12 protein-coding genes are annotated in these 20,107 nt (G+C 71.6%); 2 read left to right on the top strand and 10 right to left on the bottom strand.

Annotated features, from left to right (window positions below; all coding sequences use genetic code 11):
* The first annotated feature begins 39 nt into the window (after nt 1-39).
* A complete protein-coding gene (locus tag C5708_RS04525) occupies nt 40-1,467 on the top strand; it encodes a PLP-dependent aminotransferase family protein (protein WP_242918318.1) in 1,428 nt (475 codons plus the stop codon).
* A 21-nt stretch (nt 1,468-1,488) separates the two neighbouring features.
* Here the strand turns inward: C5708_RS04525 and C5708_RS04520 are convergent, their stop codons facing one another.
* The 9 genes from C5708_RS04520 to C5708_RS04480 all read right to left on the bottom strand — a co-directional run bounded on the left by C5708_RS04520 (nt 1,489) and on the right by C5708_RS04480 (nt 18,678).
* Nucleotides 1,489-2,940, bottom strand: a complete 1,452-nt coding sequence (locus tag C5708_RS04520) for a serine hydrolase domain-containing protein (protein WP_242918316.1) — start codon at nt 2,938-2,940, stop codon at nt 1,489-1,491.
* 57 nt (nt 2,941-2,997) lie between these two features.
* Complete coding sequence (locus tag C5708_RS04515) at nt 2,998-4,332, bottom strand: amidohydrolase family protein (RefSeq protein ID WP_242918314.1); 1,335 nt, start codon at nt 4,330-4,332, stop codon at nt 2,998-3,000.
* The gene (locus C5708_RS04510; RefSeq protein ID WP_242918312.1) at nt 4,332-7,526 is read right to left on the bottom strand and encodes a PDZ domain-containing protein; all 3,195 of its coding nucleotides are present in this window, start codon (nt 7,524-7,526) and stop codon (nt 4,332-4,334) included. Before C5708_RS04510 ends, C5708_RS04515 begins: the two co-directional genes overlap by 1 nt.
* A 41-nt stretch (nt 7,527-7,567) precedes the next feature.
* Complete coding sequence (locus C5708_RS04505) at nt 7,568-8,896, bottom strand: peptide MFS transporter (protein ID WP_242918310.1); 1,329 nt, start codon at nt 8,894-8,896, stop codon at nt 7,568-7,570.
* Nucleotides 8,897-8,926: 30 nt separating this feature from the next.
* Entirely contained in the window at nt 8,927-10,456 is a 1,530-nt protein-coding gene (locus C5708_RS04500) for an alpha/beta hydrolase (protein WP_242918308.1), read from the bottom strand.
* 3 nt (nt 10,457-10,459) lie between these two features.
* Nucleotides 10,460-13,393: a TonB-dependent receptor gene (locus tag C5708_RS04495; RefSeq protein WP_242918306.1), complete on the bottom strand. Its 2,934-nt coding sequence runs from the start codon at nt 13,391-13,393 to the stop codon at nt 10,460-10,462.
* Nucleotides 13,394-13,462: 69 nt separating this feature from the next.
* Nucleotides 13,463-15,706, bottom strand: coding sequence for a TonB-dependent receptor plug domain-containing protein (locus C5708_RS04490; RefSeq protein WP_242918304.1), 2,244 nt, complete (start codon nt 15,704-15,706; stop codon nt 13,463-13,465).
* Between the two features lie 231 nt (nt 15,707-15,937).
* The gene (locus C5708_RS04485) at nt 15,938-16,501 is read right to left on the bottom strand and encodes a phosphonate degradation HD-domain oxygenase (RefSeq protein ID WP_242918302.1); all 564 of its coding nucleotides are present in this window, start codon (nt 16,499-16,501) and stop codon (nt 15,938-15,940) included.
* A 41-nt stretch (nt 16,502-16,542) separates the two neighbouring features.
* Nucleotides 16,543-18,678: a phospholipase C, phosphocholine-specific gene (locus C5708_RS04480; RefSeq protein ID WP_242918300.1), complete on the bottom strand. Its 2,136-nt coding sequence runs from the start codon at nt 18,676-18,678 to the stop codon at nt 16,543-16,545.
* Nucleotides 18,679-18,864: 186 nt separating this feature from the next.
* Here C5708_RS04480 and C5708_RS04475 point away from each other — a divergent pair, with 186 nt between their 5' ends.
* Entirely contained in the window at nt 18,865-19,605 is a 741-nt protein-coding gene (locus tag C5708_RS04475) for a UTRA domain-containing protein (RefSeq protein ID WP_242918298.1), read from the top strand.
* An 82-nt stretch (nt 19,606-19,687) separates the two neighbouring features.
* Here C5708_RS04475 and C5708_RS04470 read toward each other — a convergent pair whose 3' ends face one another.
* Nucleotides 19,688-20,032, bottom strand: coding sequence for a RidA family protein (locus C5708_RS04470; protein ID WP_242918296.1), 345 nt, complete (start codon nt 20,030-20,032; stop codon nt 19,688-19,690).
* Between the last annotated feature and the right edge of the window lie 75 nt (nt 20,033-20,107).

Raw genomic sequence — 20,107 nt, 5'->3', positions numbered from 1 at the left:
AATATCGCCAAACTGTACTGGTAAGGATGCGCATACACCTTGAGCACGACGCCACCGCCGGGCGGCCGCACGCGAACCCGCACCGCCGATGTGATGACGGCGATCCGGGCCAGGGTGGCCAGCCGCGCCCTGATCGCCGGCGACCGCCTGCCTTCGATCCGCGGCCTCGCCGCCACGATGGGGGTTTCCCCCTCGACGGTGGTCGAGGCCTACGACCGGCTGGCGGCCGAGGGGCTGATCCGGGCCAGGCGCGGCTCGGGCTTCTATGTGGCGGCCTCGGTCCTGCCGCATCTGGCCCTGACCGAGGACCGCCCGGCCCAGGACCGGCTGGTCGACCCGTTCTGGGTTTCGCGGCAGTCCCTCGACGCCGGCGCGTCGGCGCTGAAGCCCGGCTGCGGCTGGCTGCCGGCCGACTGGATGCCCACCGAAGCCTTGCGGCGTGCCGTCCGCGCCCTCGCCCGCGCCGAGGATGCGCTGCTGACCGACTACGGCGGCGTGCGCGGCTCGCCGGCGCTTCGCCGCCTGCTGCTGGCGCGCTTCGCCGAGGACAGCGTCGAGGCGTCCCCCGACCAGCTGCTGCTGACGGCCTCGGGAACCCAGGCCATCGACCTCGTCTGCCGCTTCCTGCTGCGGCCCGGCGACACGGTGCTGGTCGACGATCCCTGCTACTTCAACTTCCGCGCCCTGCTGCGCGCGCATCAGGTGAGGATCGTCGGCGCGCCCTACACGCCGTCCGGACCGGACCTCGCCAGTTTCGAGGCCGTCCTCGCCGCCGAACGGCCGCGCCTCTACGTGACCAATTCGGCGCTGCACAACCCCACGGGCGCGACGCTCTCGGCGCAGACCGCCCATCGGCTGCTCAACGCCGCCGCCGCCCATGACCTGACCATCGTCGAGGACGACATCTTCGCCGATTTCGAGCCGGAGCCCTCGCCGCGCCTGGCGGCGCTCGACGGGCTGAATCGCGTCATCCGCATCGGCAGCTTCTCGAAGACGCTCTCGGCCTCGGTGCGCTGCGGCTATGTCGCCGCCCGACCGGACTGGATCGAGGAGCTCGCCAACCTCCAGGTCGCGGCCAATTTCGGCGGCCCGAGCCCGATCGCCGCCGAACTGATCGCCAGCGTCCTGGCCGGCGGCGCCTACCGCAAGCACATGGAGACGCTGCGTCGCCGGCTGACCCAGGCGCGGCGCGAGACGGTGGAGAAGCTGCGCGGCCTCGGCGTCGAGCCGTGGATCATGCCGCGTGGCGGCTTCAACCTCTGGTGCCGCCTGCCCGGCGACGCCGATTCCGCCACGGCGGCCCGCGCGGCCCTGGCCGACGACGTCGTCCTCGCCCCCGGCAACGTCTACAGCGCCTCGCAGAGCGCCGCCGGCTTCATGCGCTTCAACGCCGCGCAATGCGGCGACCCAAGGGTCATGCCCGCCCTCCGGCGCGCCATCGAGACGGCGCGGCGAAGCGCGGGCTGAGCCCCGGTCCCCGACGCCTCCCTACAGCGCCCGCGCGCGGAAGATGTGGCCGTCGGGGGCGTGGCCGAACGTGACGTGCTCGGTCTGGCCGTCATAGACGGCGCGGTAGCGGCGCACCGTGCAGCCGCCTTCGTCGAAGGTCTCGACCAGCTGGAAGTCCTTCATCGCGCCCAGGCGGGCGAGGTTGGGCGGCGCGGCGCGGCGGCCGGCGGGGCGGCCGATGATCGGGGCGATCTCCGAGGCGAAACGGGCCGGGTCCAGGGGCGCCTTGCCGCGCGTCAACATGGCGCGGGCCTCGGCGGTGCGGGCCGGGTCGGGGTCGGACACGGGCGCCAGCGACAGCCACGTCGAGCCCGGGAGGAGATGCTCGACCAGCTCCTGGGCGATCTGCTGCACGCCGCGCCCCCCGGCGTCGCTGCCGACATTGGTCATCGCCACCACGCCGATCCCCTCGGACGGGACCCGCACATAGAAGGTCAGGAATCCCGGCACCGATCCGCCGTGATAGTGGACGACCCGGCCATGGACCCGGTCGAGGAACCAGCCGAAGCCGTAGGCCGCGCTGCGCCCCGTGACCATGCGCTCCGGGGTGGTCATCAACCGCAGGGCCTCGGCCGAGATCACCGCGTTCGATTGCAGCCCCGCCTCCCAGCGTGCGGCGTCGCGGGCCGACATCAGCGCCCCGCCGTCCGGCCAGGCCGAGAACTCGCCGTCCATCATCATGGCGTGGCGCAGGACGCCGCCTTCCAGATCATAGGGCTCGGCGCGGCCGGCGATCACGGCGGGCGCGTCGTCCATCCGTCCTTCGGCCAGGCGGGCCGGCTTGAGCAGCTCCCGGGTCACGGCGTCGCGATAGGACTCGCCGTAGAGGTCGGCGGCCAGATAGCCCAGCAGCACATAGCCGGTGTTGGAATAGCTCCAGGCCTCGCCCGGCTTGAAGTCGGGCTGCAGCCCGCCCGCCTTGGCCAGGAAGGTGGCGCGATCGATGTGGCGGTCCGGCGCCAGGTCGGGCTGGCCGCCCAGCAGCGCATAGTCCGGCGCCCCGCTGGTGTGGCTGAGCAGGGTGTGGATCGGCAGGCCGGCGAACTGTTCGGGCAGACCCTGGACATAGCGGCCGAGCGGCTGGTCGAGACCGACCTTGCCCGCCAGGGCCAGGCGCACCACCAGGGCGGCGGTCAGCTGCTTCGAGGCCGAGCCCCAGTGGAACAGGGTGCGCTCGGTGGCCGGCGCCGCGAACGGCAGCGAGGCCACGCCCAGGGCGTCGACGATCGCCGGCCGGCCGCGCTTCACCGCCGCGACGGCCACCGCCGGCATCTGGTTGCGCTTGAGCAGGGCGGCGATCCGCGTCCGCAGCGTCCCCGGCAGGGGCTGGCGGTCACGGGCGGCGCCGGCGGCCAGGGCCGGCTCGGCGCAGGCGCCCGCCAGACCCGCCGCCGCAAGGCCCATCATCCGGCGTCGCGATAGGTCGTCCATCCTGTTTCTCCCAATACCTGGCCCGGAGGCGTCTCAGATGCGTCTCCGGGGGGCGTTTCAACGCAGCTCGTCGACCGAAAGGGGCTGGAACTCCGACCGGGGATAGGCCCGTCCCCGCTTCACCGTCAGCGTCACGGTGCGCAGGTTGCGGATGTCCTCCAGCGGGTTCTTCTCGACGATCATCAGGTCGGCCAGACGGCCGGGCGCGATCTGGCCCAGCGCCTCGGGCTGGCCGGTCGCCCGTGCGCCGACCACCGTCGCCGAGTGGATCACTTGGGCCGGCGTCATGCCGACCTTGTCGGCCAGGAACTCCAGCTCGTCGTACAACGGCGGGAACAGATCGTCGGGCGGGGCGAACCCGTCCGTCCCGGTCGAGACCGCCACGCCCTGGCGCAAGGCCTGGGCGGTCAGCCGCGCCGACACCTCGGCGGTGCAGATCGGCGCCTGGCCCGGCCGCTGATGCTTGTCGGATTCGACATAGGTGCGGTTGGTGGCGTCGAGGATCGTCCCGCGGCGGCGCATGGCCTCGAACACGGCGGTGATCTGCGGGTCGTCGCCGTGCGAGAGCTTGTCGAAGGGAACCGGCGTGCGCTCGAAGATGATCCGGGGCGGACGGTCGGCCGCCTGATAGGCCAGGTCGCAGACGTGGGACAGGCTGTCGGCCCCCGCCTCCACCGCGTCGAGCGGCAGGGCCGGCAGGATGGCGGCGTGGGTCCAGACCTTCAGGCCCTGGCGATGGGCCTCGGCCGCCAGCGCGCGCACCAGCGGCGCGGGGATGTCGGTGTAGAGCTTGACCGCCGTCGCCCCGGTGCCGCGCGCCACGGCCACCGCCAGGCGCACGTCGGTCTTGGGCGTCACCGCCTGGGCCCACGGCGCCGTTCCAGGCGTCCAGCCCTCGGACAGATAGGCGATGCGCGGATTGGCGAACAGGCCGGGCCCGCCCATCAGAGCCGCGTAGTAGATGTCCGGCGCGGGGATCTCGCCGGCGCGGCTGGCCCGCGCCAGGTCGGCGACGCCCCGCAGGTCGTCGGCCATGTCGCGGATGGCGGTGACGCCGGCGTAGACGTCGCGGCGCAGCAGGGCCTGGCCCGCCCTGCGGTTGGGCGCCAGCAGGTGCTCGTGGCTGTCGATCAGGCCGGGCAGGACGTACTGGCCGTGCAGGTCGACGGCCTGCGCCCCGGCCAGGTCGGCCTGCGACAGGCCCGCGTCGGGCGCGACCGCCTTGATGGTCTCGCCCTCGATCAGGATCGACATGCCCGGCCGCGACGTCCCCGACACGCTGTCGATCAGGTTGGCGTTGCGATAGACGACCCGCGCGGGGGCCGCGCCCGCGCTCCAGGCGCAGGCGAGCGCGGCCAAGCCGGCGGTCAGGCCGAGGAGAGGACGGCGCATCAGGGTTTTCCCGGTTGGGTCGCGGCCCAGGGCCGCATATAGGTCGGATAGGCCGGCCGCGCCGGACCGGCCGAGGTCGAGGCGGCGGCCAGGGACTGCAGCGTCGCCTCGACGGCGCGTTCGAGCTGGCGGTCGTGGCCGGCGGCCATGGAGGCCGGGTCGTTCTCGACCTCGATGTCCGGCGTCAGGCCGCGGTTCTCGATCTCCCAGCCGCCGGCGCCGTAGTGGCCGTGCGAGGGCGCGGCGACGCCGTCGCCGTCCATCAGCTGCGGCGCGCCGCCGGCGGTCAGACCGCCCCAGGTGCGCACGCCGACCAGCGGCCCCAGCCCCGCCTCGCGGAACATCCAGGGCATGGCCTCGCCGCCGGAGCCGGCCTGGTCGTTGATCAGCATGGTCTTGGGGCCGAAGATCTGGGCCAGGGGCAGGCACCAGTCGCGCCCCTCGCGGGTGGCGCCGCAGTTGCGCAGCGGCCGGCCCAGATGGTCGATCACATAGTCCGCAAAACTGCCGCCCAGATTGAAGCGGCCGTCGACAATGGCGCCCGCCTTGCCGACCTGGGCGAAATAGAAGCGGTTGAAGTTGGCGTAGCCGGCGTCGGAGGTGTCGGGCAGGTGGACATAGGCCAGCCGCCCGCCGCTGAGGGCGTCGACCTTGTGGCGGTTGTCCTCCTCCCAGGCGCGCTGGCGAAGCTCGATCTCGTCGAAGGTCGGCGTCACGGTCAGCTCGCGCGCGCCCCGCCCCTTGGGGTCGGGGCCGACCAGGATGCGGGTCGGCCGCATCACGGTGTCCTGGAAGGCGGCGTAGAGATCGGCGTCGGCCGTCAGCGGCTTGCCGTTGACCGCCAGCAGGTAGTCGCCGGCCTTGACGCCCTGCCCGGCCAGCGGCGCCTTGAGGTCGGGCGCCCAGACGTCGCCGTCATAGATCCGCGCGAACCGATAGCGTCCCGCCTCGACGGCGTAGTCGGCGCCCAGCAGGCCGACGCCGAAAGAGTTCATTTCCGGACGACCGTCGGTGCTGACGAACATGTGGCCGACCGTCAGCTCGCCCAGCATCTCGCGGAACAGGTAGTTGAGATCCTCGCGGCCGCCGACCGCCTCGACGAAGGGCCGGTAGCGCCGCTCGGCGGCGGCCAGATCCAGGCCGTGGAAGCCGGGCTCGTAGAAGAAGTCGCGCTCGAAGCGCCAGACCTCGTGGAACATCTGCCGCCATTCCGCGCGCGGGTCGACGTCGATCTCGACCTTGGCGATGTCGAGCTTGCCCTGGCCGGCCGCCGCCGGCGCGCCGGTCGGCGCGATCAGCCAGTCCCGCCCCAGACGCAGCAGCGCCTTCTCCCCATCCTCCGACAGGGCGAAGGCGCGGACGCGGTCGGCGAACGGCTCCAGCTTGCCGCTGGCGAGGTCGAGCCGGCTGACGGTCAGGCCGCCGGCGCGGCCGCCGGTGCGCGGCGCGACGATCGGCAGCTCCTGCACGAACAGCGTCCCGGCCTTGCCGGTCTTCAGCCCGACATAGTTGCCCGCCTGGGTCGGCAGGGCGGCGATCCGCCGGCCGAGGCCCTCCAGGTCCACCGCCCCGCCGGGTCCGTGCAGCGTCGTCGCATAGAGGCTGCGGGTCACCGGCCGGTTGAAGGCCGACATCTCCTGCCAGCTCAAGGCCGGGCCGAGGTCGGTGCTGGCGGCGAACACCAGCCTGTCCCCCGCCCGGTCGAAGGCCGGATAGCGGGCGTCGCTCATGCCGTCGGTGACCTGGACGCTGCGCCCCTGATCCAGGGAATAGAGGCGGACGGCGTGCATGTAGCTGGGCAGCATCACCGTGTAGGCGACGAAGCGCCCGTCCGGCGACCAGGCCGGCGCGAAGTCCTGGCTCGGCACGTCGAACAGGGCGGTGTCGATCCGGGTCATCTTCTTGGAGGCCAGATCGACCCACCACAGGTTCAGGCGCTTGTCGTGCAGCAGGATCTTGCCGCCGTCCGGCGACCACATCGGCTCGCTAAAGAACGACGGCGGATCGCCGAGGGCGATCTTGGTCGCGGGGGCGTCGCCGGCCACGTCGCGGACGTGCAGGGCGTATTCGCCGGATTCGTCGGAAAGATAGGCGATGCGCCGTCCGTCCGGCGACCAGGCCGGATCGCGCTCGGCCACGCCGGGGGTGCGGGTCAGGTTGCGCGCCTCGCCGCCAGCGGCCGGGACGATCACCACATCGCCATGCGCGCCGAACACCGCCGCGTCGCCGTGCGGCGACAGGCCGGCGCTCATGATCTCGCCGGCCAGCCTGACCTTGCCCGCCTTCGTCGCCGCCAGGTCCTTCGGCAGGTCGATCTCGACCTTGGTCGAGGTCCCGGTCTCGGGCGAGAACAGCCGCACCTCGCCGAACTGTTCGTAGACCAGGGCGTCCGGACCGGCCGACAGGCTCTTGAAATCGAAGCCGTCGGGATTGTCGACCAGCCGGCGCACGCTCTTGGCCCGGGTGTCGTAGGCGTAAAGGGTGACCGGCCCGTCGCGATCGGACAGGAAGTAGACCGTGTCGCCGACCCAGACCGGCTCGCTGTCGTTGGAATCCGTCCTGGGCAATTTCTCGACGCGCAGGCTCTTCAGGTCGGCCAGCCAGATCGGCGTCGCCTGGCCGCCGCGATAACGCTTCCATTCCTTCTGCCATTTGAGGTTGGGCACATAGGCGACCCGGCCGCCGTCCGGCGAATAGGAGCCGCTCTCGCCCCGCCACATCGGCAGGACCGCCTGCGGGCCGCCCTCGACCGGCACGGTGTAGAGGCGGTGGAAGGTGGCGTAGGAGTCGCGGCCCGAGCGGAACAGCACCTTCTTGCTGTCGGGCGTCCAGCCGACCGGAACGTCGGCGCCCGGATGCCAGGTCAGGCGGCGCGCCTCGCCGCCGCCGGCGGGCATGACATAGACGTCGCGGTTGCCGTCCTTCTCGCTGGAATAGGCGATCCAGCGGCCGTCGGGCGAGAAGAAGGCGCGCCCCTCGCTTCCGCCGGCGGTGAGCTGGCGCGCCGCGCCGCCCTGGCGCGGCACGCTCCAGAGATAGCCGCCATAGGTGAACACGATCTCGGTGCGGCCAAGCGTCGGCGACTGGGCCAGCACCGGCCCGGCGGCGTGGGCCGCGCCGGTCCCGAACAGCGCCGCCGCGCAGGCTGCGGCCGAGGCGACGAGGCGCAGCCTCGTCTTCAAGGTGGTCGTCATCGCTTCCGTCTCTCTGGATTGGTCGGGGCGGACTGGTCGGCTCACGAAACCGCCCCTTCCGCCACGGGAACCGTTCCGGGCGTCGCGGCGCCCGCCTCGACGCGCTGAGCCGGGCGGTCGAACAGCAGCAGGATCAGGCTGGAGGCTCCGGCGAACGCGGCCATCAATAGGAAATACTGGCCGTGCGGCATGCGCCCCCACAGCACGCCGACCACCCCCGCCGCCAGATTCCCGGCGAACAACGCAAGGCACCACACGGCGATGGTGGTGGCCGCGATCCTCGGCGGCGCGAGCCGGCCGAACAGGCCCATCCCCACCGGCAGGATGTAGAGCTCGCCCACGGTCAGGACGGCGAAGAACACGGCCAGCCACACCCAGCTCGCCCGGGCCCCGCCCGTCCACAGATCGACCGCCCCCAACAACAGGAAGGAAGCTCCGACCACGGCCGCGCCGATGGCCATCTTGACGATCGAGGACGGCTCGCGGCCGCGCCGCGCGGCGTCGGTCCACCGCGCCACCAGCACCGGCGTCAGGGCGAAGACCAGCAGCGGGTTGAGCGACTGGAACCAGGTCATCGGGATGGTCCAGCCGCCGACGTGGCGGTCGACGCCCTGGTCCGCCCACAGCGCCACGGTGTTGCCGAGCTGCTCATAGGCCACCCGGAAGATCACCACCGTCGCCGCCACCCCGGCCAGCAGCCACAGCCGGCGGGCCAGGTCGCCAGGCGGGGGCTCGTCCGCCCGGCCCCGGTCGGCCGCGCGGAGCGGCTCGGGCGGCAGGTAGCGCGCGCCGGCGACATAGATGGCCAGCCCCCCGGCCATGCCGACCCCGGCCGCGGCGAAACCCCAGTGCCAGCCGAAGGTCTCGCCCAGCGTGCCGCAGACCAGCGGCGCCAGCAGCGCCCCCAGGTTGATGCCGACGTAATAGAGGTTGAAGGCCGAGCCCCGCCTCGGATCGTCCGGCCGATAGAGGCCGACCACCTGGCTGGGCAGGCTGGGCATGAACAGGCCGTTGCCCAGGGCGATCACCGCCAGGGCGGGATAGAACAGGCTCTCCGAGGCCATCATGAAGTGGCCGAGCGCCATGATCGACCCGCCGAGGATCACCGACCTGCGCCGGCCCAGCCAGCGGTCGGAGATCACCCCGCCGACGATCGGCGTCAGATAGACCGTGGCCGTGTAGAGGCCGTAGACCATCGAGGCCTGGGCCTGGCCGAGCAGCAGCTGCTTGGTCATGTAATAGACCAGCAGCGCGCGCATGCCGTAGTAGGAGAAGATCTCCCACATCTCGGTCAGGAACAGGATGGTCAGGCCGCGCGGATGGCCGAACCAGGTCGGCTCGCGGCTGCTGGGGAGCGAGACTTCAGACATGCGTCACCAGGCGTTGGGGAAAGGACGTGGTCACCGGGCCGCCCCGTCGGACGGCGGGGCGAAGGCCGGAACCTTGAAGGCGGGCGCCGCCAGCTCGACCCGGACGGGCAGGCTCCGCACGTCGCCGGTCTTCAGGAAGCCGGCCAGGGCGTCGATGACGGCGGGGCGCTCCTCGACCAGCCGCATGCGGGCGTCGTGGCCGCCGCGATGGACGAGGACGACGCGGCCGTTGGGGAAATAAGGGGCCATGCCGAGGGCGTTCTCGACCGGGGTCGAGACGTCCCAGTCGCCGGCGACGAAGACCACGGGGATGTCGCTGGGCGCTGGTTCGCGCAAGGGGTCGCCGACGTCGGCGGTCGGCCAGGCGCGAGCCTTGGCGGCGGCGACATAGGAGGCCCAGTTCCAGTCGCCGAGGTAGCGGACCGCCGGATCGGTGAGCAGCATCCGCATCCGGGCCGGCGTCACGCCCAGGCTGGTGTCGATCAGGGGGCCGATCAGCGGCAGGGTGTCGTCGCGCCGCAGACGGCCCCTGGCGACCGACCGCCCCCAGTCGCCATAGCGGCGGTGATAGAGGGCGAGCATCAGGCCGGGCCAGTCCGCCGCCTCGGTGAGCATGGCCTGCTGGAGATCCTCGACGCCGAGCCTGACGTCGCGGCCGCCGTCGGCGGCGCCGCGCACGACCACGGGCCGGGCCGCCAGACGGGCGCGCACAGCCTCGACCGCCGCCATCACCCCGCCCGGCGGAAGATAGGGCGCAAGCCCGCGATCGTGGTCTGCGTCCCAGGCGATGCGCTGCAGGGCGGCGAAGACGTGGGAGGGCATGTCGTAGCCGCCGTCCAGCGGCTCGACCCCCGACAGCACGGCGCGGGCGACGATCTGCGGGCGCAACCGCATGACGGCGAAGGCCCACTGCGAGCCGAAGCTCTGGCCGACCAGCGAGACGCGGTCGTAGCCGAGGGCCCGGCGCAGGTCGTCGACGTCGTCGACCAGGGCCTGGACCGTATAGCCCGACAGGTCCCGGCCCGGCTGGGCGGCGACCGCCGCGCGGGCCTCGACAAGATCCGCCGCCGCCTCGCGCGCCGACGAGGCCGGGCGGTCCAGCAGGCGCCCGGCCTCGGCGTGGCGATAGGTCAGCATCTCGCCCCGGCCGGAATAGCCGCGCTGGTCGACCACCACCACGTCGCCGACCGCGCGGTAGAGCAAAAGCTCCTTGAGCTTGGCCCGCGCCCAGTCCGACTTCTCGGTGAAGATGTCGAAATAGCTGGAGCCCGGGCCGCCCGGCAGATGGAAGGTCGGCGGCCCGGCCGCGCCGGGGGCTCCCTTGAAGCGGAAGAAGCCGACGCCGATCAGGCGGCTGTCAGGCCGCGCGCGGTTCTCGCGCACGAACAGCGTGCCGACCTCGTAGGCGACGGTCTCGCCCTGGGGCGTGACCAGCGTCCGCGGCTCCTCGACCACCTCTCCCGCGCGCGGCGCGGCCGCCGCCGGCTGGGACGCGCCCAGCCAGCAGGCCGCGATCAGCGCCAGGGCGAAGCCGCGCGACGAGAAGCTCCGGAACGCCACGGCTCACCAGGTCTTGCGCAGGGTGAGCGAGACGGTCCGGCCGCGCGGATCGCCCTGTTCGGGGTCGTAGCCGATCTTGGAGTCCTCGTTGTCGACGAAGGGCGGATCGCTGTCGAACAGGTTCTCGACGTCGAGGATCAGCGACACCCCGCGCCGCAGCCCTCCGGCGTCCGGGAAGGTGTAGCCGAGGTGGGCGTCCACCGTGGTCCAGGACGACACCTTGGAGGTCACCGGCAGCAGGTTGTTGTCGTAGCCGCCGAGATAGTTGACGCCCAGGGCGGCCTGCACCGGACCGCGCCGCCACGCCGCCCCGACGTGGCCGTGCAGCCGGTTCGGGTTGCTGAAGGTGTTGAGCTGGTCGACGAACGGATCGCCCGGAACCCGCTGCACCGAATACTTGGTCAGGTAGGTCAGGCCGCCGTCCAGCGTGACCTGCCCGCGCCCCAAGCCGAACTGATAGGAGGCGTTGACGTCCAGCCCCTCCTCCTCGACCGCGCCGAAATTGGCTACGGCCAGGTTCAGGATGGCCTCGATCTGGTTGGCCGGCAGGGGCAAGCCGATGAAGTTCGGCTGGCTGTAGATCGCGTCCACCTGGGCCTGGGTCGGATGGCGGACCAGCACCAGATCGTTGACGACGCTCCCCTGGGCCAGCAGCGCGCTCACCTGCTCGACGGTCGGGGCGCTGATCCGGTCCTTGTAGCGGACGGAGAAGTAGGTCAGCCCCGCCTTGAAGCCCGGCCACGCGGCGGCGTGGAAATCGGCGCCCACGCTCCAGGTCTCGGCCGTCTCGGGCTTCAGGTTCTTGTTGGACGGACCGAACAGCAGAAGGGTGTTGGAATAGCCGGGCACCGGCGTCGTCGGCCCGGGCTGGGCGTTGGCGTTCGGGAAGGGGCGATAGAGCCAGGCGTTCTGTCCCTCGTTCAGCTGCACCAGGCGCGGCGCCTTGAACGAGGTTCCCCAGCTGCCGCGCAGGGACAGGCTGTCGAACGGCTTCCAGACCAGGCCGAACTTGGGATTGGTGGTCGATCCGAAGTCGCTGTAGCGCTCGCTGCGGATCGCGAACGACAGGTCCAGCCGTTGCAGGCCCGGACGGGCGTTGGGCGCGCCGAACACGGGCACCAGCACTTCGGCGTAGCCGGCGACGATGTCGCGGTGGGTGGCGCCGTCGCTGGGCAGGCTGTAGGGCGTCGGCTGGTCGTAGTCGAGCAGGCTGAAGGCGTCCAGGCGCTCGTAGCGGTAGTCGGTCCCGACCGCGGCCCGCACGTCGCCGCCCGGCAGGCTGAACAGCGGCCCGGAGGCCCCCAGGCTGGCGACGCGCACATCGTAGGTGTTGCGGTAGCGGATGGAGCCGGCGATCTTGGCCAGCGTCGCCGCCGAGGTGTGCGAGCCGTCGCCGAACGGGTTGAACGCCGTGGCGGGATTGGGGTCGGCCAGGGCCTGGGCCAGCCGGAAGTTGTTGGCGCCGCCGGTGTCGAGGTTCGAAGCGCGGTCCTGGCCGAGGGAGCCGTAGGCCTCGAGCGTCCACTCGCGCGGCAGGTCGAACCGCGCGCCCGCCGTGACGGTGTAGTTTTTCGAGCTCCCCGTCACCCGCTGCGGCAGGTCGTCGACCAGCGAATAGTAGATGGTCGTCGAGGTCGCCCCCGGGATCGGGCTGACGAAGAACGGGTTGGTGTTGGGCACCGTCAGGGCCGTATTGGCCCCCCCGGGCGCGCCCAGGCGTTTTTCGAAGTCGCGGGTGGCGTAGAGCGCGTCGAGATAGAGGTGGACGCTCGGCGTCAGGTCCTGGGAGATCGAGGCGACGAAGCTGTTGCGGCTCTGGCTGGGCAGGATGTCGGCGTCGCGCTGGGCGTTCATCAGGTTCGGCGCGCCAGGAATGAGGGCGGCGGGCGTCAGGTGCGTGCCGTCCTGTCCCTTGGGGATGGCGTAGAGCACCCCGCCGGCCAGGATGTTGCCGGGATTGCTGGTGTAGGGGTCGCGATAGTCGGTCCCGCCGAAGGCTCGCAGGTCCGACTGGAAGTAGTCGCGCTTTGAGGCGGCCAGACGGGTGCGGCTGTAATACTCGTAGGCCAGCAAGGCCGACCCGGAGCCCCAGTCGAAGCCCAGGGACTGGCCGACGTCGTATTCATGGAAGCCCGAGCCGAGACCGTAGCGCAGGCTGCTCTCGGCCCCTTCGCGGCCCTTGCGCAGCACGAAGTTGACCACGCCGCCGACGGCGTCCGAACCATAGATCGCCGAGGCGCCGTCCGGCAGCAGCTCCATCCGCTGCACGGCCGAGAGCGGAATCTGCGAGACGTCGACGAAGGCGCCCGAGGCCGTGGGCGCCACCCGCCGGCCGTTGACCAGCACCAGGGTGGCGTCCGCGCCCAGGCCGCGCAGGTTGACGCTGGTCGCGGCGGTCTGGTTGTCGACGCCGCCCTGGCCGCGATGGCCGTTCAGGCCGTCGGTCGCGCCCAGGCTCTGGACCTGCGGGATGGTCTTGACCAGCTCGGTGACGGTGGCGCGGCCGAGCTGTTCGATGTCGTCGCGCGACAGGTTGACCAGCTCCGAGCCCACCGGCGCCTGGCCGCGGATGCGCGTGCCGGCCACCACCAGTTCGGACAGCTGCGCCACCTCGGCGGCGGCCTGGGCCGGGGACGTCTCGCCGGCGTCGCCCGCCTTGGAGCGGGGCCCCTCGACGATGCGGACGGCGTTGGGCCCGACGAACTCGTAGCCGAGCCCGGTGCCGTCGAGCATCCGGGTCAGCGCCGCCCGGACCGTGAACTCGCCCTCGACCGCGCGCCCGGTCTTGCCGGCGACCAGCAGGGTCGGGGCGGCGATCGACAGATGGGCCTCGCGGCCCAGCGACAGCAGCCCCGCCGCCAGCGGCTGGGCCGGCACCGTGAAGCGGACCGCGGCCTCCTGGGCGAAGGCGGCGTGGCTGGTGGAAAGCGCCGCCATCAGGGCGGCTGTGCTTACTGCGGCCGCTCTGCGGCGGTTGCGTCCGAACATGGTCTCCCCCTCTCGTCGTTATGACTTGTCGTTGTGGTTTCTATGCTTAGGACGACGTCCGACGACGGACGGCCCCTTACCCGTCATGACGCTTTTTCGACGCCGGCCGCGCGCGCCGGCTCCAGCGAGGCCAGAAGGTCGGCGAACTCGCGGTTCATGTCGAAGGCGTCGTCGTCGAGGGTCCAGCCCAGCCGCACGATCACCGCCCGTCGCGCGGGGAAGACGGCGACGACCTGCAGGCCGAAGCCGCGCGCGAAATACATGTCCGCCGGCAGGTCGGGAAAGGCGCGCGCCGGCGATCCCGGCGCGGCGCGGCCGTTGAGGCGGAAGTGGCCGCCGTACTCCCCCAGCGGGGCGGCGGGGGCCGGCGCACGGACGTGGTCGATCCAGGCCCGCGAGAGGACCCGCCGCCCCTCGGACACGCCGTCGTCGAGGTGGAGCTGGCCGAACCGCGCCCAGTCGCGGGCCGTGGCGTAGAAGTACGAGCTGCCGACCATCGGCGTTGCCCTGGCGGATGGCGACGACCTCGCGCGTCACCGGGTCGCGGGTGCGCTCGACATGGCGCTCCACGAGACCCGACTGGGCGAGGTTCTTGCCGTCCAGCGACGTGCCCGCGAACGAGCCCGACCACACCGGCGTGCTGTCATAGTCGCGGCTCGATCGGGTGATCTTGACCCCGGCCTTGACGAAGTCGACCAGGCCGCCGGTCTGGTACTTGGCGTCCAGGCGCGCGGCGACGCGCTGGTCGGTCTGCTTGTTGCGGCTGAGGCTGGCCCCGCTGAACGGCAGCAGCGAGTCGTCGCGGTCGGCGTTCTGGGCGAAGGCCGGCAGTTGCGGCATCGGGAAGCGCGGATCGAACGACGACCACAGGAGGCCGGTCTGGTTAAACGGCGCCGAGCAGGCGTCGCAGTCGTAGCCCACCGAATAGTTGTCCGGCTCCTCGCGGTCGCCCCAGCTGTAGCTGAGGTCATAGTCGAGGCTGAGGCGGCCCAGGCGGCTGGCCCCGCCGAAGTTGACCGTGGCCAGGGTCTGGTTCTGGTCCTGCACCTGGAAGGTGCGCGCCATCTGGAAGGCCTGGGGGCTCCACACCCCCGAGCGGCCGTAGAGCGACCAGTAGGACTTGCTCTTGCGGTCGGCGTCGGTGATCACGCCGTCGCCGTCCTGATCGACGATCTGGCTGGTGGTGTAGCCGTAGATGCGCCCCTTGGCGCCGACGCCGACCACGTTGTTCTCGGGCTGGACCAGATTGGCGTCGTCGGCGTTGGCCTGGACCAGGCGCAAGGTCGGCCGGCTGCGGAAGTCGGTGTAGTCGTTGTTCGACACCCGCTCGAAGCGGTTGTACTGGCCGCGCAGATAGAAGTCGTGCGCGCCGCCGCGATAGTCGAGCGAGAAGTTGCCGCCGTAGCGCGTCTGCTCCACCCGCCGATAGTCGAGGTCGATGCCCGGTAGGTACATCGAGCGGTCGTCGATGGTCTCGGTGGAGTTCTTGCGCCAGCGATAGGGCTCCCACTCGCCGTCGTTCTCGGTCTCCTCGTTGAGGCCGTGGCTCTTGCCGTAATTGACCGAGGCGAAGAAGCCGAACTGGCCCGCGTCGCCGAACCGGGTGGCGAAATCGGCCTGGATCTGGCCGGAGCCGTCCCGCTCGCCCTGGTCGCGGGCGCGGTCGTTGATCCCGTAGGCGCCGAACAGCCGCACGGTCGGCTTGCGGAAATCGAACGCGGTGGGCGTGCGGAAATCGACCGAGCCGCCGATGGCGTCGCCGTCCATGTCGGGCGTCAGGGTCTTGGCCACCGTGATCGCCTGCAGGCCGTTGGGCGGCAGCATGGTCATCGACATCCGCCGGCTGGCCGGGTCGGTCAGCGCTACGCGCACGCCGTTGATCGAATAGGCGTTGTAGGTGCCGGCGAAGCCCCGGACGGTGACGTACTCGCCCTCGCCGGTCTCCTGGTTGACCACGACATTGACCCCGGGGACGCGGGCCAGGGCGTCGGCGACGTTGGCGTCGGGCAGCTTGCCCAGGTCGTCGGCCGAGATCACCGACACCACGGCCTTGGCGTTCTTCTGGGCCTCGATGGCCTTGGCCGATCCCAGCCGTTGGCCGACGATGGTCAGACCGTCGACGGCGGCGGCCTCGTCGGGCCCCTCGGCGTGGGCGAGGTCGGCGAACAGGCCGGCGGGGGCGGCGACCAGCAGGGCGGCGAGGCTGGCGCCCCGCAGGTTGCGGCGGCGGTGGCCCCTCTCGGGGGCGGCTTGGCGGTGCATGGGGCTCTCCATGATGGCGTTGCGGCGGGCGCCGGGCGGGACGCGCGGAGGCCAGCCGACAGCGACCGCGGCCGCGCCATGGCGACCCCGCTCGTACAGACCGAATTGCGAAAACCCCCGGCGCGCCCGAAGGCGCTTTTCACGTAGTCGGCGGCCGGCCGGCGCGGGCCGGCGGGCCAGGTTTCAGTGGTTGGTCGGACGGTTCAGGTCGATGCGGTTATCGGCTGTCGCTCAATGGCCTCGCTCCCGGATGAGATTGCAGAGGAGTTGTTCGTAGGCGGCCAGGTCGGCGATCTCCGCGCCCGGGTCCTTGCCTTGTTCGTCGTAGCGCCGCAGGCGGACGGCGGCCTGGGCGTAGGGAGCGGCGAGGAAGGCCTCGGCCTCGGCCTCGCTCATCGGACCGCCCTGCAGGGCCAGGCTCTGCAGCGAGGCGGCGCTCAACCGCTCCAGATAGCCCGGCTCGCGCGCCGCCAGATACCGCTTGGCGGCGACGTGCAGGCGCACCGGCTCGGTGACTTCGGGCCCGAACGCCCGGGCCAGGAAGCCGGCGCCGATCTGCTCGTGCCGGGCGTCGATCCCGCGGTCGGCGGCGTCCTCGCCGGCCTTCTGCATCATGTGGCCGACGTCGTGCAGCAGGGCGGCGGCGACGAGGTCGTCGGGCGCGCCGTCCAGGCGGGCGTGGTGGGCCGTCTGCAGCGCATGTTCGAGCTGGCTCACATCCTCGCCGTAGCGCAGGCCGCCGATCCGCCCGTAGAGGTCGAAGAGCGCCGCCACGAAGGCCTCTGGCGAAGTCATGCCGTCTCCATAAGCATTTGATTTTTCTTTCCTGAGCGGCGTCATAGGCGCATGGGGCCGATCGCCGGGTCGGTGCGGCTGGCGCGTCCCGTCTCGATGTGGCCGGCCAGGCGCAGCCGGTAGGAAGGATCGCCGGCCAAGGCGACCGTCAGGTCGTACCAATGGTCGCCGCCGCGCAGGTCCCAGACCTCGCGCGTCTCGCCGGAGCCCACCGACACCCGACGCCGGGCCTCGCCCTCGACCAGGGGATAGGCGTCGCCCATCTCGATGTGCAGGACCACCCGGCGCGGAAGCGCGCCCCGGATGGACAGCACCAGCCGGCGCTCGGCGTCGGTCGTGACGGTCAGCCTGGGCTGCGGCCGGCGGGCGTCGCCGGCGAAGCGACGATGGAAGCCGTTCGGTCCCGTCACCGTCAGGTCGTAGACGCCACGCCCCATGGCCTCGTTCCAATGGCCGGCGGCGTAGCGCGCCTTGGGCCCCAGGGTGAACCGCCACGGCCCGGCCCGATCGGTGTTGTCGAACACCTGGAACACCGCGCCGGCGGTCCCCGCATTGGCCAGATCGATCCAGACCGCGCCCCCTTCGACGCGGACGTCCGCGCCCAGGGCGTAGGGAACCGGCCGGGCCGGCCGGGACGGCCCGTCCTGGGCGGCGGGGGACTGGACCTCGGGGATGCGCAGGCTGGGCGCGGCCTTCGAGCGACGGACCCGCGCCATGTAGTCGGCGGTGGCCGGAAGGGCGAGGCTGGCCCAGTCGCGGTTCGGCTCGGCGAAATCGAAGGCCGAGGTCAGGTCGCCGCACACCGCGCGCCGCCAGTCGCTGATGTTGTCCTCGCGCACGCCGAAACGCTTTTCGAGGAAGCGCAGGGTCGAGGTGTGGTCGAACACCTCCGAGCAGACATAGCCGCCGCGGCTCCAGGGCGAGACGACGATGGCCGGCACCCGCACCCCCAGGCCGAGGGGATGGACGCCCGGATTGGCGACCTTGGCGTCGCCGTAGTCCTTGGCCTCGCCGGCGGTCGACACCGTCGAATGCCCCTCCTCCGGCCGCAGCGGCGGCATGGGCGGCGGCATGTGGTCGTAGAAGCCGCCGGCCTCGTCGTAGTTGACGATGAACACCGTCTTGGCGAACACCTCGGGATGGTCGACCAGCGCCTCGATCAGCCCGGCGCAGACATGCTCGCCCTTGGCCGGCTCGGCCGAGGGATGCTCGGACAGGTCCGCGGCGGTGACGATCCACGACACCTGCGGCAGCGCGTCGGCGGCGACGTCGGCCCGGAAGGCCGCGACCAGCTGCTCGCCGTCGGAACGCTTGCGGTCGGGATCGGGGCGGTGCTCGGACACCCACGAGCGGCCGCGCTCGTACAGCGGCGAGCCCTTGTCGCAGGGGCGGAAATTCTTGAACACCGACAAGATGTTGTCGCCGAAATTGTCGTACTCCTGATAGACCTTCCAGCTGATCCCCGCCTCCTGGAGGCGCTCGGCGTAGGTCTTCCAGTCGTGGGGATCGCGGGCCATCGGACGGTCCTCGGCCATGTCGGCGCTGGGGGTTTCGTCCTCGCCGTAATTGCTCATCTCCGGATCGCCGCCGACCTTCCCGCCGCCGTTGCAGCCGGTCCACAGGTGCAGCCGGTTCGGATAGGTCTGGGTCAGGGTCGAGCAGTGGTAGGCGTCGCAGATGGTGAACGCCGAGGCCAGGGCGTGATAGAAGGGCAGGTCCGAGCCCTTGTAGTAGGCCATCCGCTTGTGCAGCTCGCCGGAATGGCCCCAGCGGTCGTAGCGGCCGCCGTTGACGATGGTGATGTTGCCCTGGTGGCTCTGGTCCGAGCCGTCGACCGTGTAGGCGTTGGTGGTCCGCGAGTCGGCGTAGAACGGCGCGACGAAGCCGTCGGGGTGCTGGCGGCTGGGTTGGCGCCAGACCGAGGCCCCGCCCGGCAGGCGCTGCGGACGAGGATCGCCGAACCCGCGCACGCCGTTGAACGTCCCGAAATAGTGATCGAACGAGCGGTTCTCCTGCATGAAGATCACCACATGCTCGACGTCCATGATCGAGCCTGCAAGGCTGCGGGCGGGAATGGCCATGGCCTTGCGCAGCGCCGGCGGCAGCATGTTGATCGCCGCCCCGGCCGCCAGACCGCCGGCCGCGCCCCGCAGGAATCCTCGCCTGTTCGCCGTCATGCCCCGTCTCCCTTCGTCAAAATTGGTATAGACCAAAACGGCGAGCCGCTTGGACGAAACTTTCGTGAAGTTTGTGCGCGGGTTTTCGCGCGGCGCGGCCTTCGCCAGATCGCGGTTCGCTTGACCGCCTCCCGGCGGGTTCGCATGTTCGCGAACGGCGGATTCGCCCGCCGGGCCGAGACTCCCATGCCCTCAACCCCAAACCGGACCGACCTGGTCGAAGGCCTGCACTATCTGAGCATGCGCGACCACGTCGCCGGCCGGATCGCGTCGGGCGAGCTGAAGCCGGGCGAGCGCCTGCCGTCGGAGCGGCGGCTGCAGACCGATGTGGGCATGGCGCGCGGCACCATCCGCGAGGGCCTGTTCCAGCTGGAGGCCGAGGGCGTCATCTACCGCAAGGACCGCAGCGGCTGGTACGTCTCGCCGCCGCCGGTGGTCTACGACCCGACCCGCTGGGAGGGGTTCATGTCCTATGTCGAGGCGCAGGGCCGCCGCCCGGCCACCGAGACGCTGAGCAAGACGGAGATTCCGTGCGACGCGGCCCTGGCCCAGATCTTCAGGCGGCCGGTCGGCGCGCCGATGTACCTGATCCGCCGCCGCCGCTATGTCGACGACCGGGCGGTGCTGGTCGAGAGCATCGTCGTGGACGCCGTCACCGCGCCGGGGCTGCTTGAGCACTCCCTGGACCGGTCGCTGACCAGCGTCCTGAAGTCGCACTACAATATCTCGGTGGCGCGCAACCAGGTGGATATGCAGCCGTGCGCGCTGACGCGGGAGGAGGCCGAGGCCCTGCGGGTGAAATCCGGCCTGCCCGGACTCAGCGTGGTCCGGACCAGCTATGACGCCCAGGGCCGCGTCGTCGAGCACGACCGCGAGTTCTGGCGCCACGACGCCCTGAAGATCAGCGTCGACATCCGCGTGCGCTGAACCGCCGCCGGCGGGACAGCGGTCCGCGAAGGCGTCCCGAAGCGCCGGCGGCGCCTCGGGTTCGCCGAAGGGAAGGCCGCGCCTAGCGCGCGGCGACCACGATGATCTCGACCTTGTAGTCCGGGGTGGCCAGCTTCGCCTCGCCGGTGGCGCGGGCCGGCGCGTCCTTGCCCCCGACCCAGGCGTCCCACACCGCGTTCATCTCGGCGAAGTCGGCCATGTCGGCCAGCCAGATGGTGGCGCTGAGGATCTTGGACTTGTCGCTGCCGGCGCGGGCCAGCAGGCTCTCGATCGAGGCCAGCACCGCCTTGGTCTGCTCGGCGACGCTCGCGCCCGGCGCGCCGACCTGGCCGGCCAGGTAGACGGTGTCGCCGTGGATCACGGCCTGGCTCATGCGCGGGCCGGCGTCGAGGCGTTCGATGGTCATGGTGTCGTTCCTTGAGGATGGGCGCGGCCAGGCCGCGCCCTGGAGAGGGCCCATGCGATACCACATGGGCGCTAT

Source organism: Caulobacter sp. CCUG 60055 (assembly GCF_022750545.1).
Lineage (GTDB): Bacteria > Pseudomonadota > Alphaproteobacteria > Caulobacterales > Caulobacteraceae > PUIC01.
This window is presented reverse-complemented; position numbering and strand designations above follow the sequence as displayed.

Bases quoted from the DNA above. Each gene is read 5' to 3' on its own strand.
- C5708_RS04475 (WP_242918298.1), top strand. From the start codon at position 18,865: ATGCCCTCAACCCCAAACCGGACCGACCTGGTCGAAGGCCTGCACTAT.
- C5708_RS04495 (WP_242918306.1), bottom strand. From the start codon at position 13,393: ATGGCGGCGCTTTCCACCAGCCACGCCGCCTTCGCCCAGGAGGCCGCG.
- C5708_RS04520 (WP_242918316.1), bottom strand. From the start codon at position 2,940: ATGGACGACCTATCGCGACGCCGGATGATGGGCCTTGCGGCGGCGGGT.
- C5708_RS04505 (WP_242918310.1), bottom strand. From the start codon at position 8,896: ATGTCTGAAGTCTCGCTCCCCAGCAGCCGCGAGCCGACCTGGTTCGGC.
- C5708_RS04470 (WP_242918296.1), bottom strand. From the start codon at position 20,032: ATGACCATCGAACGCCTCGACGCCGGCCCGCGCATGAGCCAGGCCGTG.
- C5708_RS04515 (WP_242918314.1), bottom strand. From the start codon at position 4,332: ATGCGCCGTCCTCTCCTCGGCCTGACCGCCGGCTTGGCCGCGCTCGCC.
- C5708_RS04490 (WP_242918304.1), bottom strand. From the start codon at position 15,706: ATGCACCGCCAAGCCGCCCCCGAGAGGGGCCACCGCCGCCGCAACCTG.
- C5708_RS04485 (WP_242918302.1), bottom strand. From the start codon at position 16,501: ATGACTTCGCCAGAGGCCTTCGTGGCGGCGCTCTTCGACCTCTACGGG.
- C5708_RS04510 (WP_242918312.1), bottom strand. From the start codon at position 7,526: ATGACGACCACCTTGAAGACGAGGCTGCGCCTCGTCGCCTCGGCCGCA.
- C5708_RS04480 (WP_242918300.1), bottom strand. From the start codon at position 18,678: ATGACGGCGAACAGGCGAGGATTCCTGCGGGGCGCGGCCGGCGGTCTG.